Origin of the sequence: Actinoplanes utahensis (genome assembly GCF_016862455.1) — a bacterium.
In the GTDB taxonomy this organism is placed as follows: Bacteria; Actinomycetota; Actinomycetes; order Mycobacteriales; family Micromonosporaceae; genus Actinoplanes; species Actinoplanes utahensis.
The window spans coordinates 13,483-26,862 of sequence record NZ_BOMZ01000098.1 but is presented as its reverse complement, the minus strand read 5'-3'; the positions used below and the strand labels follow the sequence as shown (position 1 = coordinate 26,862).

The following is a 13,380-nucleotide window of genomic DNA, read 5'->3' as shown; positions in this document are numbered from 1 at the left end:
CGGGGTGGGCCAGGCGCCGTTGCCCTGCGGCGGCCGGTTGTCCTGCGGCGGCCGACTGTCGAAGGCGGCGGGAGCGCCGCTGGTCGGCTGGACCCCGGCCGGGCCGGCGACGTACTGCGCGGCGGGCGGGCCGGCCGCGACCGGCGTCAGCGGGCCGGGCGGTGTGTGCTGGCCGAACTGCCCCGGCTGAGGCTGGCCCGGCTGGCCGAACTGCCCCGGCTGGGGCTGACCGGGCTGGCCGAACTGCCCCGGCTGCCCGGGCTGGCCGCTCGGCGAGCCCTGACGGGACGACACCTGCGGCGGCGGGACGGCCTGCATGATGCGGGCGACGATGTGGTCGGCCGGGATGTCGTCGGCCAGCGCGTCGTAGCTGAGCACCAGGCGGTGCCGCAGGATGTCCGGCGCGATGTCCTGCACGTCCTGCGGGAGCGCGTAGTCCCGGCCGCGCAGCAGGGCCAGGGCGCGGGTGGCGCGGACGATGCCGAGCGAGGCGCGCGGGCTCGCGCCGTACTGAATCAGCTGGGCGACGTCCGGCATGCCGTGCTGGGCCGGGGCCCGGGTCGCCAGGACCAGGCGGACCGTGTAGTCGACCAGCGCGTTGTGCACGAACACCTGGTCGGCACGGCGCTGCAGGGCAAGCAGGTCGTCGGGGGTGAAGACCTGCTTCGGCTCCGGCGCGCTGACGCCCATCCGGTAGACGATCTCGCGTTCCTCGGTGTCGGTCGGGTACCCCACGATGATCTTCATGAGGAACCGGTCCCGCTGGGCCTCGGGCAGCGGGTAGACACCCTCCTGCTCGATCGGGTTCTGGGTGGCCATGACCAGGAACGGGTCGGGCACGTCGTAGCTCTTGCCGCCGATCGACACCTGGTGCTCGGCCATCACCTCGAGCAGCGCCGACTGCACCTTGGCCGGCGCCCGGTTGATCTCGTCGGCGAGCAGGAAGTTCACGAAGACGGGGCCGAGCTCCACGTCGAACTGCTCGCTGGACTGCCGGTAGATCCGGGTGCCGACGATGTCGGAGGGCACCAGGTCGGGCGTGAACTGCACCCGGGAGAACGTGCCGCCGACCACCTTGGCCAGGGTCTCCACGGCGAGCGTCTTGGCCACGCCGGGCACCCCCTCGAGCAGGCAGTGGCCGCGCGCCAGCAGCGCCACGAACATCCGCTCGACCATCCGGTCCTGGCCCACGATGACCCGCTTGACCTCGAACATCGCGCGCTCGAGCTGTGACGCGTCCTGCGCGGGCGGCACCGGCGCACCGCTGTCCGCGCTGGTCTCGGTCTCGGGCGTGCTCGGCTGCGCCACCGGTCCTCCTGTTGAGATCCTCGTCCACGGTGCCCCGCCGACGCTCAAGACTTACACGACACACAACAACATGCGGCTGGGAGGTTCCTTCGAGCCGACCGGCCGCGCTGACCGGCAGCATAGGTAGCCGTGTCGTCATCCGGCCGTCATCATCGCCGGATCCGGATGTCTTAGCAGCCCGCAACGCCATCGGCCAACTGTGTTGATCTTTCTGCGCGATCCGCCGGATCGGGCAGGTCACCGGGTGCATACGTGACCATGTGAAGCGTGTAGCATTTGGCTCGTCGCCGGGCGGCTTCCCCCGTGGCCGCCCGGCGCTCAAACTCCCACCCCACCCGCGCAGGTGCGTAGGGTTCAGGGCATGGTCGAGGAAATCGCTCCCCAGTGTTCCGCCAAGGGCTGCCGTGCCACGGCCACCTGGCAGTTGCACTGGAACAACCCGAAGATCCACACTCCGGAGCGCCGGAAGACCTGGCTGGCCTGTGACGACCACCGGCCCACCCTCGGCTCGTTCCTGGACGCGCGCGGGTTCCTGCGCGAGGTCACCCCCTTCATCGCTCCGGAGAGCGCCGCCGTCTCCTGAGCCGGGCTCCCGCGGCCGGGCGGAATGCGGCGGACAGGGCCTAGTCTTCACATGTGACCGAGCCGTCCACGCCAACCACCGTCGATGCCCTCGAGCCCTGGCCGGAAACGGTCGTGTGGCGCCCGGTCTCCAGCCGGCTCTTCCTCGTCCACCTGATCGGCATCGCCACCTGGACCGTGGTGCTGCTCGCAGGCCTGATCACCGGGCTGGTCCTCACCTCCTCGTCGAGCCTCTGGTGGCTGCTCGGCATGGCCGCGGCGCTGGTCCTCGCCGTCTGGCGGACCGTGATCGCGGCCCGCGCGGTCCGCGCCTGGGGCTATGCCGAGCGTGACAACGACCTGCTGGTCCGGCACGGCCTGCTGGTCCGGCACCTGTCCATCGTGCCGTACGCGCGCATGCAGTACGTGGACGTCACCGCCGGCCCCCTGGAACGGGCGTTCGGGCTGGCCACGGTGCAGTTGCACACCGCGGCGGCGGCCAGCGAGGCGCGGGTTCCCGGACTGCCGCCGGCGGAGGCCTCCCGCCTCCGGGACCGGCTGACCGCGCTCGGCGAGGACCGGGCCGAGGGGCTATGACCAGCTTCGGACCAGCCCCTTCCCCGGCCGAGCCGCCCACCGCCTCGCCCGCGCCCACGAGCCCGTGGCCGGAGCCGGCCGGCGTCTCCCCCACGCCCGCCGATGCCTGGCCGGAGCAACCCACCTCGGCCCCCGCGCCCGCCGGTCCGTGGGTGGAGCCGGCCGGCGCGTCACCCGTACCGCCGGGGGGTTCGGCGACCGCCGGGAAACCGCAAGCCGCGGCCGGTGAGCAGCCCGGCGCCGAACCGCGGCAGCGGCTGCACCCGCTGAGCCCGCTGCTCAAGGGCGCGAAGAGCATCGTCGTGATCGTCGCGGCGCTGTCCTGGCAGACCCTCGGGCAGGTCGGGGCGACCGACTTCGTGCTGATCGTGCTGGCCCTGGCGGTGGCCGTGGTGATCTTCTCGGGGATCGGCTGGTGGAACACCGGGTATCACGTGGTGGGACGTGAGCTGAGGATCACCGAGGGGCTGATCTGGCGGCGCAACCGGGCCATCCCGCTCGACCGGCTCCAGGCCGTCGAGGTGCGCCGGCCGTTGCTGGCCCAGCTCACCGGCCTCGCCGAGCTGCGCCTGGAGGTGGTCGGCGGCGGCAAGACCGAGGCGCCGCTGGCCTATCTGACCGTGCAGAACGCCGGCGCGCTGCGCGAGCGGCTGCTCTCACTCTCCGGGCAGGCGGGCACGACCGCCGCCACGGCACCCGGGTCGCCGGTGACCGAGCCGCTCCCGCTCTACCGGGTCCGCAACACCGACCTGCTGGTCAGCCAGCTGCTCACCCCGCAGGCGTTCTTCCTGCCGTTCGGCGTGGCCTGGGTGATCACCCAGTTCGTGATGGAGGGCTCGTGGACGTTCATCGGCATCGCCAGCACGATGACCGCGATGGCCGGCGTCATCCTGCAACCCGTCCGGCGGGTGCTTCGCGACTGGAACTTCCGGCTGATCCGCGGCGACCGCCTGGTCCTGCACTACGGCCTGCTGGAGACCCGCAGCCAGGTGGTGCCGCCGCACCGGGTGCAGGCCGTCCGGGTCACCTGGCCGTTCCTGTGGCGGGCCAAACGGTGGCTGCACCTGAGCCTGGACGTCGCCGGGCTGTCCCGCCCGGAGGCCGGCGACGACAAGAGCTCCGACCGTCTCATGCCGGTCGGTGACCCGGCCGCCGCCCGCGCCCTGGTCGCCGCGGCCCTCCCCGGAGTCGACCTGGCGGTGCTCGCCACCTCGCCGCCACCCCGCCGGGCCCGCTGGCTGCATCCGATCGGCCTGCGCTTCCACGGCGCCGGGCTGACCGCGGAGGTCTTCGTGAGCCGCTCGGGGCGGGTCACCCGGGAGATGACCCTGGTGCCGTACGCGCGGGTGCAGAGCGTCCGGGTCGTCCAGGGGCCGTTGCAGCGCCGGTTCGGGCTGGCCACCGTCTACGCCGACACCGCCGGCGGGCGTGCCGGGGCGGCCCGGGACCGGGACCTCGCCGAGGCGTACGCCCTGGCCGACGAACTGGCCACCCGCGCCCGCCAGGCCCGCACCGCCCCCGCCTCTCCCGCGGTCGGCCCGCCGACGCCCGTCACCCCGGCAGCCGTCATCCCGACATCCATGGATCCGGCACCCGTCAACCCCGCGGTCATCACCCCGTCCGCCGTCCCGCCGGTCGTCTCCCCGCCGGTCGTCGACCCGCAGGGCTTCACCCCGCTCGCCGGCCCGCCCCATTCCGCGCACCCGACGTCAGGCCGGCCCGATTCGGCACACCCGACGTCAGGCCAACCCGGTTCAGCACACCCGGGCCCTGGCGCGCCGGGTTCCACCGAGCCGATCGACGAGACGTTCTGGCAGCGGCCCTCGCAGCCGTGAGCCTTGCCGTCCGGCCCGCCCGGCCATGGGCTTCGGCACCGCCCTCGCAGCCTTACCCAGCCGCCCGGCCGTGAGCTTCGGCACCGCCCTCGCAGCCTTACCCAGCCGCCCGGTCGCGAGCTTCGGCGCCGCTCCCCGCAGCTTTGCCGGCCGCACGGCCGTAAGCTTTGACGATGGAGCTTCCGGAGTTCGCGCCCGGTCTCGGCGCCCGGGTCGAATTGACGGTCACCGACGCCGACACCGCTCAGTCCCTCGGCTCCGGCGACGTGCCGGTGCTGGCCACACCCCGGCTGCTCGCGCTCGCCGAGGCGGCGACCGTCCTCACCACCGCGCGGCAGATCCCCGGCGGCCTCACCACTGTCGGGGTCCGCGTGGAGATCGAGCACCGGGCGCCGACGCCGCTCGGCCGCCGGGTCGCCGCGCATGCCACCCTGACCAAGGTGGACGGGCCGAAGCTGTTCTTCGACGTGGCCGTGCACGACGGCGAGACCCTGGTCGCCGCGGTCCGTATCGAACGTGCCGTCGTCGACCGGCGGACCTTCATCGCCCGCGCCTTCGGCGACTGAACCTCTGGCCCGCCGGGCTGTCTCCGGCCACTCGGCGACAGCCGTGACAACCGCCCGAACCCCGGCTGGCTCTCACGGCTGTCTCCGACCGCCCGAGACAACCGTGACCACCAGCCGAACAACCGACCCCGGCCCCGGCCCGCCCTCAGGGTCGTCTCGGGGGCCCGGGCCACCGCCTCAGCCCGCAGCCCGTGCTGCGGCCGTGCGTGGCGCGGACCTCGCGTGGACGGGCACGGGACTTCCGTGGCCCGTACCGGCGAGTCAGGAAAGAGCAGGCCAGCGGACCGCGAGCTCGCCGGGGGTCGGCATCGCGGTGGCGCCGCCCTGTCGTTCGCACACCAGGCCGGCCACCGACAGGGCGAAGCGGACGTGGTCCGTCCAGCCGGCCGGGTCGGCGGGGCGGCCGCCGGCCAGCAGGCGGCTGATCAGGGCGGCCATCACGGAGTCGCCGGCGCCGGTGGCGTCGATGGCGTTCACCGCCGGGGCGGGGATCATGACCGCGCCGCCGTCCGTGGCGACGTGTGCGCCGCGGGCGCCGCAGGTGACCACGACCGTCGCCGCGCCCAGGCCGCGGATGTGCGCCGCCGCGGCCGCCGGATCCTGCTCGCCATAGAGCGTGATCGCGTCGGCTGAGCTGAGTTTGACCAGGTCAGCGGTGGCGAAGAACTCTTCGGCGAGTTCGCGCAGGGCGTGCACGGTGGCCTGGTCGGGAAGCAGGGTGGGCCGCACGTTCGGGTCGAAGACGCGCAGCGGTCCGGCGGTGGCCCAGGCCTGCCGGGCGGCGCCGGCGAACGGTTCACGAAGCAGGCTGATCGAGCCGGTGTAGAGGACCGTCGCTCCGGCCACCTCGGCGGGATCCAGGTCGCCGGGGCCGAGCAGCGCGTAGGAGGGCGGCTCGCCGTAGAAGGTGAAGGTCGGCTCGGCGCCGTCGAAGGTGGTGACGGCGAGGGTGGTGGGGGCGGGCACCCGGCGTACCCCTTGATCGCCGACGCCCGCCTCGCGGAGGAAGGCGGCGATCCGGTCGCCGAGGACGTCCGTGCCGAGGGATCCGGCGTACCGCACCTCACCGCCGAGTCGTGCCACGCCGACCGCCACGTTCAGCGGCGCGCCGCCGATCGCCTGCCGGTAGGTCTGGTCGTCCACTTCGAGCAGGTCGATCAGCGCCTCGCCCATCACCATCGCGTAGCTCACCGCCCCAGCCTTTCATCCGGCGTCGCCGGGTCCCAGGCTTCCCGCGGCACTCGTGGGCCAGGCTCCCCCGATCAACGCGTCAATATGGGTGAATTTGGGATAATTCGCCGATGAATGTGAGACTGCTAGCCCTGGCGGCGCCGCTGCTGCTCACGGGCGCCGCTCCGGCGCCCGGCCCGGCGCCCGACACCGCGGGCGCCTTCCTCAGTTACGACCGAGCGGTGGTTCCGGCGGGCGCGCGGGCCCGGCTCACCGTCCACGACACCGAGACGGGGGTACGGGTCAACCTGCTCGCCACCGGGCTCAAGCCTCGGCACGCGTACGGCGCCCACCTGCACACCAGCCGGTGCGGCAAGGATCCGGCCGACGCCGGGCCGCACTACCAGCACAGCGTCGACCCCGCCGCCGCGCCCGGCCAGCCCTCGGTGGACCCGGCGTTCGCCAACCCGCGCAACGAGATCTGGCTCGACTTCACCACCGACGCGTTCGGCACCGGGAAGGCCGTCAGCGTCCAGGAGTGGCCGTTCGACGAGTCCCGGCCGCCGTGGTCGCTGGTGCTGCACGCCGAGCACACGCACACCGCCCCGGGCCAGGCCGGCACCGCGGGCCCCCGCCTGGCGTGCCTGACCCGTGACGGGATCCGGGCCACGTACCAGAACCGGCCCGGCCGCGGCTGAATCCGCCGGGGCCCGGCTCTGCCGGGCCCCGTGGATCAGGCGGTAACGTCGGGGGCACCGAGAACGACGGAGGCACCCACGATGGCCGAGAACAGCGGCAAGAAGCAGCCCGCGCCGAAGACGGAGTCACACGACCCGGACTTCCCCGAGGCGTTCCTGAGCTTCATGCGCCAGGGCTGGCGGGAGGATCCGCTGGCCGTCACCGCCCTGCCCGAGGTGCCGAACTACGCGAAGCGCCGTTCCGCGCTCTCCGAGGCCTTCCCCGGCGAGACGCTGATCATCCCGAGCGGTGTGGAGAAGGTGCGGGCCAACGACACCGACTACACCTTCCGCCCCGGCAGCGACTTCTTCTACCTGACCGGCGACCGCGACCCGGACAGTGTGCTGATCCTGCACCCGAGCGGTTCCGGCCACGACGCCGTGCTCTACACCCGGCAGCGCAACTCCAAGGACACCGACCGGTTCTTCCGGGACCGCAACGGCGAGCTGTGGATCGGGCGGACCCACACCCTCGCCGAGAAGTCGGCGGAGCTCGGCCTGGCCACCGCGGCGCTCGGTGACCTGGGCCCGGCCCTGGCCGGTTCGGCGCCCGGCCGCACCCGGGTGCTGCGCGGCTTCGACCCGGCGGTGGACCGTGCCGTCCTCGCCTACGAGCCGGACCGGGCCAAGCCCCGCGACCGGGAGCTGGCCCGGGTGATCTCCGAGCTCAAGCTGGTCAAGGACGAGTGGGAGATCGCCCAGCTGCAGGAGGCGATCGACGCGACCGTCCTCGGCTTCGAGGACGTGGCCCGGGTCCTGCCGGCCGACCGCAGCGTGCGGGAGCGGCTGCTCGAGGGCGTCTTCGGGCTCCGTGCCCGGCACGACGGCAACGACGTGGGGTACTCCTCGATCGTCGGCGCCGGCCCGCACGCGACGATCCTGCACTGGGTGCGCAACACCGGGGTGACCCGGCCCGGTGAGCTGCTGCTGATGGACATGGGCGTGGAGGGGCACAACCTCTACACCGCCGACGTGACCCGGACCGTGCCGGTCAGCGGCACGTTCACCCCGCTGCAGCGGCAGGTCTACGACATCGTGTACGCCTCGCAGCAGGCCGGCATGGACGCGATCAAACCCGGTGTGGTCTTCAAGGACGTGCACAAGGTCTGCATGCGGGTGCTCGCCGAGGGCCTGCACGACCTCGGGCTGCTGCCGGTCAGCGTGGACGAGGCGATGAGCGACGACAGCACCGTCTACCGGCGGTGGACGCTGCACGGGTTCGGGCACATGCTCGGCATCGACGTGCACGACTGCTCGGCGGCGCGCAACGAGGCGTACCGGGAGGGCTCGTTGAAGGAGGGTTACGTGCTCACCGTCGAGCCGGGCCTCTACTTCCAGCCCGAGGACGAGCTGGTGCCGGAGGAGCTGCGTGGCGTCGGCGTCCGGATCGAGGACGACGTGCTGGTGACCGCGGACGGTTGCCGCAACCTGTCGGCCGGTCTGCCGCGCACCTCCACCGAGGTGGAAAAGTGGCTGGCGTCGCAGCGTGAGGCGGGTCCTCGCCTGCCCGGCTGACCCTCGGGGAAGATCGACTCATGAACGACATCGAGCCCGCCGTGCGGCTGCGGTCCTACGGCGGGCTGCGGATGTGGCGTTCCGGCGCCGAGGTCGACATCGGGGCTCCCCGGCTGCGCACTCTGCTCGCCACGCTGCTCGCGGCCCGCGGCGGTGTGGTGGGGGTGGACACCCTGATCGACCTGATCTGGGGCGCCGAGCCGTCGCCCAGCGCGGTCAACCAGCTGCACCGGCTGGTCGGCCAGGTGCGCCGGCTCTTCGAGCCGCAGCTGGCGAGCCGGGCGCCGGGCCGCTGGGTGCAGCCCGCCGGGCAGGGCTACCGGCTGGTCGCCGACGAGCGGACCTGCGACCTGATGGCGGTGCGCTCGTTCCTTGCTTCCGCGCGGGCCGCGTCCGCCGCCGGCCTGCCCCGAGAGGCCTCCCAGGCGTACGCCCAGGCCCTCGAACGCGCCCACGAGCCGGTCTTCGCCGGACTGGACCCGGAGGTGCTCGACCACCCGGCCTTCGTGGCGCTGCAGCAGGAACGCATCCAGATCGCGGTCGAGGCCGCCGACCTGGCCCTGACCGAACCCGCCGCCCTGCGCAGCGTCCCCCAGCTGCACCGGATCGCCGTGTCGGCGCCGCTGCACGAGCCGTTGCAGGCCCGGATGGTCCGGCTGCTGGCGCTGACCGGCCGCCGGGCCGAGGCGCTCGTCCTGTTCGACGAGGTGCGGCGCCTGCTCGCCGACGAGCTCGGCGCCGACCCGGGTGCCGAACTGCGGTCCGCGCACCTGCAGGCGCTCGCCGACGACGACCCGGAACCGCCCGCCGCCCACCGGCCGGTGCAGCTGCCGCGCCGGGTCGCCGGGTTCGTGACCCGCGGCGAGCTGCCCACCGCGGACACCGGCATCGTCGTGCTCAGCGGCATGGGCGGGATCGGCAAGACCGCCCTGGCGGTGGACTGGGCGCACCGGCTCGCCCCCCGCTACCCGGACGGTCAGCTCTACCTCAACCTGCGCGGTTTCGACCCGAGCGGGCGGCTGGTCGAGCCGTCCGAAGCCCTGAACGTGCTCCTCGAATCGCTCGGGGTGGCCCTGGTCGCGCTGGCCGGGGCGGACGTGGACACCCGCGCCGCCCGGCTGCGGTCCGCGCTGGTCGGCCGGCGGATGATCCTGCTGCTGGACAACGCCCGCGACTCCGAGCAGGTCCGGCCGCTGCTGCCCGGCACGTCCGGCTGCCTGGTCATCGTGACCAGCCGGAACCGGATGACCGGACTGATCGCGCACGAGGGCGCCCGGCCGGTCATGGTGGGCCGGCTCGGCGACGCGGCCGCGCTGGAGCTGCTGGCGAAACGGATCGGGGCGCCCCGGCTGAGCGCCGAGCCGCAGGCCGCCGGGGAGCTGGTCCGGTTCTGTGCCGGGCTGCCGCTGGCGCTGGCGATCGCGGCGGCGTACGCGGCGGTCCGCCCCGACATGAAACTCAAGGACGTCGTCGACGAGCTGGAGTCGTCGTCGCGGAAACTGGACGCGCTCGCCACCGGGGAGACGTCGGACGACGTGCGGTCGGCGCTGTCCTGGTCGTACCGGGCGCTGAGCCCGGCCGCGGCCCGGATGTTCCGGCTGCTCGCCGTCCACCCCGGGCCGGAGATCTCGGCGGAGGCCGCCGCCAGCATCGCCGGCGCCAGCGATGCCGCCCGCGGCCTGCTGATCGAGCTGAGCGCCGCCAACATGATCACCGAGGCGGGCCGGCTGCGTTACACGGTCCACGACCTGTTGCACGCCTACGCCGGAGAGCTCCTCGGCGAGCGGGAGCGCCTCGATGCGGAACGCCGGCTCGTCGAGCACTACCTGCGCAGCGCCCGGCACGGCTACCTGGTCTTCGGCCGCCCCCCGCTCACCGACCTCGGGCCGGTCACGCAGGGTGTGGTGGTCGAGGAGCCGGCGGACTTCAACGCCTCGCTGGAGTGGTACATCCGGGAGAGACGCGCCCTGCGGGCGATCGTCGATCTGGCGCTGGCCCGCGGCTGGGACCGGGAGGCGATCCAGATCATCCTCGACGTACGGGCCCAGCGCAGCAGCCGGATCGAGCCGCCGGCCGACTCCCGCGAACAGTCCGAGCGGGCGCTGGCGGCGGCGTACCGGCTGGGCGATCCGCTGCTGGAGGCCGGCATGCTGCGGGAGACCGCGCTCGGTATCCGGGCCGGCCAGCCGGATCTGGCCGAGCTGCGGCTGCGGCGGGCGCTGGCGCTCTACGAGCGAATCGGGGACGCGGGCGGCCAGTCGCATGTGTGGCGCAATCTGGTCTCGTGTACCCGCGACCCGGCGGAACGGCTCCGCCGGGCCCGGCTCACGCTGGACTTCGCCCGGCGGTCGCGGGACCCGTGCATCGTCACGTACGGGTTGTCCGCGCTCGCCGGTGAGCTGCGTGACCACGGTGATCTGGCGGAGGCGGCCGCCGTCGGGGAGGAGGCGTTCCGGTTCGTCTTCACCCACGGAATCGCCGATCTGCGTTGCGAGGCGCCGGCCAAGCTCGCCGAGATCCACCTGCTGCTCGACGACCCGCACACCGCTCTGCGATACATCGAGATCGCGGTGGATCAGCTGGCACCGGCCGACGTGTTCCCGATGTTCCACATGTACGCGCTGTGGGCGGAGGCCGCCGACAAGGTCGGCGACCATGCCCGCGCCGCCGCTGCCGCCGCCCGCTTCCACGAGATCACCGCCCGGCACGCCGCCGACTACCGGGCGATCTGGGGCGACACGGAGGTCGACGAGTACACCGCCAAGGTCACGGCCATCAGTGCACCGCCGATGCACTGATCGTGCACAGCGCTCCGGTTACCTGATCCTCGTCTGAAATCTTCAGGAGGAACCGATGAGCTACCCCAAGCCCGTTCTCGAGCCGGCCGCGCAGGCGTTCGTCGAGGCGACCGCGAACCCGCCGTACCTGTTCGACCTGGGCCCGGAGGAGGGCCGCAAGGCCGTCGAGTCGGTGCAGGACGGCGCCGGTGTCGAGGTGCCCGCCGCCGACGTGCGGGACCTGACCTTCGCGGGCGGCCCGACCGGCGAGGTCAAGGTCCGCCTGCTGCGCCCGGCCGGTGTGACCGGGCCGCTGCCGGTGCTGATCTACACGCACGGCGCCGGCTGGGTCTTCGGTGACGCGAACACCCACGACCGCCTGGTCCGGGAGCTGACCGTACGCGCGAACGCCGCCACCGTGTTCGTCGAGTACGACCGTTCGCCGGAGAACCGGTACCCGGTCGCCGTCGAGCAGGTCTACGCCGCCCTGGAGTGGGTCGCCACGCACGGCGCCGAGCACGACCTGGACGCCACCCGGATCGCCGTGGCCGGTGACTCGGTCGGCGGCAACATGACGGCCGCCCTGACCATCCTGGCCAAGCAGCGTTCCGGCCCGGCGATCGCCGGCCAGCTGCTGTTCTACCCGGTGACCGACGCGAACTTCGACACCGACTCGTACCACCAGTTCGCCGAGGGCTACTTCCTGCGCCGCGACGGCATGCAGTGGTTCTGGGACCAGTACACGACCGATGAGGCGGAGCGCGCGCAGATCACCGCGTCGCCGCTGCGGGCCACCACCGAGGAGCTCGCGGGCCTGCCGCGGGCGCTGGTCATCGTGGCCGAGGCGGACGTGCTGCGGGACGAGGGCGAGGCGTACGCGGCCAAGCTGCGCGCCGCCGGCGTCGACGTGACCGCCGTCCGATACCAGGGCATCATCCACGACTTCGTGCTGCTCAACGCCCTCAAGGACACCCACGCCGCGAAGGCCGCCACCGCGCAGGGCGGCGCGTTCCTCCGATCGGTGCTGCACTCGTGACCGCGCCCACCGTGGTCCTCGTGCACGGGGCGTTCGCGGACGCGTCCAGCTTCGCCCCGGTCGTCGCCGACCTGCTCGACGACGGCATCACGGTGCTGGTCCCGCCGGTGCCGAACCGTTCGCTCTCCGGCGACGCGGCCTACCTGTCGTCGGTTCTCGCCTCGATCGACGGTCCCGTGGTGCTGGCCGGGCACTCGTACGGCGGCGCGGTGATCACCGTCGCCGGTGTCGCCGACAACGTGAAGGCGCTGGTCTACCTGGCCGGGTACGCGCTCGAGGAGGGCGAGAGCCTGGGCGAGCTGCAGGGCCGCTTCCCGGACTCGGACCTGGCCGCGGCGCTTCGTTACACGCCGTACCCGGTCGACGGCTCCACCGAGCCGGGCACCGACGTGTCCGTCGACGTGGCGAAGTTCCCGGCGATCTTCGCGCACGACGTGGACCCGGACCTGGCCCGCGTGCTCGCGGTGTCGCAGCGGCCCCTCGCCGCGGCCGCGTTCGGTGAGCCGGCGTCGGCGGCGGCGTGGCGCACGAAGCCCGCCTGGGGTGTGGTGGCCTCCTCGGACCACACCATCAACCCGGACGTCGAGCGCTTCGGTTACCAGCGCGCCGGCATCCGCACCACCGAGATCGACTCCTCCCACCTGGTGATGCTGTCGCATCCCCGGGAGGTCGCCGACCTGATCCGCACCGCCATCGCCGCGGTCACGGACTGAGTGCCGTGGGGTTCGGGTGCGCCCGAACCCCACGGATCACACCTTGTAGTCGCTGATGATCCAGCACTCGGCGCCGCCGGGCGTGTCGGTCACGTTGATGGTGACCTTGGCCGGGTGGCCGTCGGTGCGGTCGAACTCGGTGGACACCTGGGCACCGTCCTCCTGGGCGGTCTCGGCCATCGCGACCAGCTCGCCGAGCGTCGGCACGTCGATCTCCTCGCCCTCGTCGCCGGTCACCGGCCCGAGATCCACCTCGGCCGAGGCCGACGGCGCCGCCGCCGGCGCGCCGACCCGGGTCGCCCCGGTCACCGCGCCGTTCGTCACGGTCGCCTGGTAACGGCCCAGCGGGGCGGCCGCGTCACAGCCCCGGCTCAGCACGAAGCTGTAGTTCGCCGGCTCGCTCCACGCCGGCGCGGACGCCCCGGCCGTCGGCGCCGGATCCACCACGGCCGGTTCCTTCTCGCCGGACGTGCACCCTCCGGCCAGCCCGATCAGGATCAACGCGCACAGGGCACGCTCTACCCGCACCACGACCTCCGCTCCACAGTCACCGTCGCGGCGCAAT

Annotated in this window: 10 protein-coding genes and 2 pseudogenes; 9 read left to right on the top strand and 3 right to left on the bottom strand. The window is 73.3% G+C overall.

What is annotated here, in order from left to right:
* Nucleotides 1-198: 198 nt before the first annotated feature.
* Nucleotides 199-1,308 (bottom strand): annotated as a pseudogene (locus Aut01nite_RS35575) (AAA family ATPase); the annotation flags it as partial.
* Nucleotides 1,309-1,669: 361 nt separating this feature from the next.
* On the opposite strand from Aut01nite_RS35575, the gene Aut01nite_RS35570 reads away from it, so the two are divergent.
* The 4 genes and pseudogenes from Aut01nite_RS35570 to Aut01nite_RS35555 all read left to right on the top strand — a co-directional run bounded on the left by Aut01nite_RS35570 (nt 1,670) and on the right by Aut01nite_RS35555 (nt 4,867).
* Nucleotides 1,670-1,891: a hypothetical protein gene (locus Aut01nite_RS35570; protein ID WP_043521562.1), complete on the top strand. Its 222-nt coding sequence runs from the start codon at nt 1,670-1,672 to the stop codon at nt 1,889-1,891.
* A 53-nt stretch (nt 1,892-1,944) separates the two neighbouring features.
* Entirely contained in the window at nt 1,945-2,466 is a 522-nt protein-coding gene (locus Aut01nite_RS35565; RefSeq protein WP_043521561.1) for a PH domain-containing protein, read from the top strand.
* A 152-nt stretch (nt 2,467-2,618) separates the two neighbouring features.
* Nucleotides 2,619-3,983, top strand: a pseudogene (locus Aut01nite_RS35560) (PH domain-containing protein); the annotation flags it as partial.
* Between the two features lie 491 nt (nt 3,984-4,474).
* Entirely contained in the window at nt 4,475-4,867 is a 393-nt protein-coding gene (locus Aut01nite_RS35555) for a thioesterase family protein (RefSeq protein ID WP_043521560.1), read from the top strand.
* Nucleotides 4,868-5,128: 261 nt separating this feature from the next.
* On the opposite strand, the gene Aut01nite_RS35550 is transcribed toward Aut01nite_RS35555, so the two are convergent.
* Nucleotides 5,129-6,058 (bottom strand): carbohydrate kinase family protein, encoded by a 930-nt coding sequence (locus Aut01nite_RS35550; RefSeq protein ID WP_043521559.1) that lies wholly within the window; start codon nt 6,056-6,058, stop codon nt 5,129-5,131.
* Between the two features lie 110 nt (nt 6,059-6,168).
* Here Aut01nite_RS35550 and Aut01nite_RS35545 point away from each other — a divergent pair, with 110 nt between their 5' ends.
* The 5 genes from Aut01nite_RS35545 to Aut01nite_RS35525 all read left to right on the top strand — a co-directional run bounded on the left by Aut01nite_RS35545 (nt 6,169) and on the right by Aut01nite_RS35525 (nt 12,815).
* The gene (locus Aut01nite_RS35545; protein ID WP_052163069.1) at nt 6,169-6,735 is read left to right on the top strand and encodes a hypothetical protein; all 567 of its coding nucleotides are present in this window, start codon (nt 6,169-6,171) and stop codon (nt 6,733-6,735) included.
* An 81-nt stretch (nt 6,736-6,816) separates the two neighbouring features.
* Nucleotides 6,817-8,289: an aminopeptidase P family protein gene (locus Aut01nite_RS35540; protein ID WP_043521558.1), complete on the top strand. Its 1,473-nt coding sequence runs from the start codon at nt 6,817-6,819 to the stop codon at nt 8,287-8,289.
* A 20-nt stretch (nt 8,290-8,309) separates the two neighbouring features.
* The gene (locus Aut01nite_RS35535) at nt 8,310-11,087 is read left to right on the top strand and encodes an AfsR/SARP family transcriptional regulator (protein WP_052163068.1); all 2,778 of its coding nucleotides are present in this window, start codon (nt 8,310-8,312) and stop codon (nt 11,085-11,087) included.
* Nucleotides 11,088-11,142: 55 nt separating this feature from the next.
* Entirely contained in the window at nt 11,143-12,102 is a 960-nt protein-coding gene (locus Aut01nite_RS35530; protein ID WP_043521557.1) for an alpha/beta hydrolase, read from the top strand.
* Nucleotides 12,099-12,815, top strand: coding sequence for an alpha/beta fold hydrolase (locus Aut01nite_RS35525; protein WP_043521556.1), 717 nt, complete (start codon nt 12,099-12,101; stop codon nt 12,813-12,815). Before Aut01nite_RS35530 ends, Aut01nite_RS35525 begins: the two co-directional genes overlap by 4 nt.
* Before the next feature lie 36 nt (nt 12,816-12,851).
* Here Aut01nite_RS35525 and Aut01nite_RS35520 read toward each other — a convergent pair whose 3' ends face one another.
* Nucleotides 12,852-13,343 carry a hypothetical protein gene (locus Aut01nite_RS35520; protein ID WP_236642462.1) on the bottom strand — a complete coding sequence of 164 codons (492 nt, stop codon included), beginning with the start codon at nt 13,341-13,343 and terminating at the stop codon, nt 12,852-12,854.
* Nucleotides 13,344-13,380: the final 37 nt, after the last annotated feature.

Coding starts and splice junctions, on each gene's coding strand:
- Aut01nite_RS35540 (WP_043521558.1), top strand. CDS start 6,817: ATGGCCGAGAACAGCGGCAAGAAGCAGCCCGCGCCGAAGACGGAGTCA.
- Aut01nite_RS35545 (WP_052163069.1), top strand. CDS start 6,169: ATGAATGTGAGACTGCTAGCCCTGGCGGCGCCGCTGCTGCTCACGGGC.
- Aut01nite_RS35570 (WP_043521562.1), top strand. CDS start 1,670: ATGGTCGAGGAAATCGCTCCCCAGTGTTCCGCCAAGGGCTGCCGTGCC.
- Aut01nite_RS35530 (WP_043521557.1), top strand. CDS start 11,143: ATGAGCTACCCCAAGCCCGTTCTCGAGCCGGCCGCGCAGGCGTTCGTC.
- Aut01nite_RS35535 (WP_052163068.1), top strand. CDS start 8,310: ATGAACGACATCGAGCCCGCCGTGCGGCTGCGGTCCTACGGCGGGCTG.
- Aut01nite_RS35555 (WP_043521560.1), top strand. CDS start 4,475: ATGGAGCTTCCGGAGTTCGCGCCCGGTCTCGGCGCCCGGGTCGAATTG.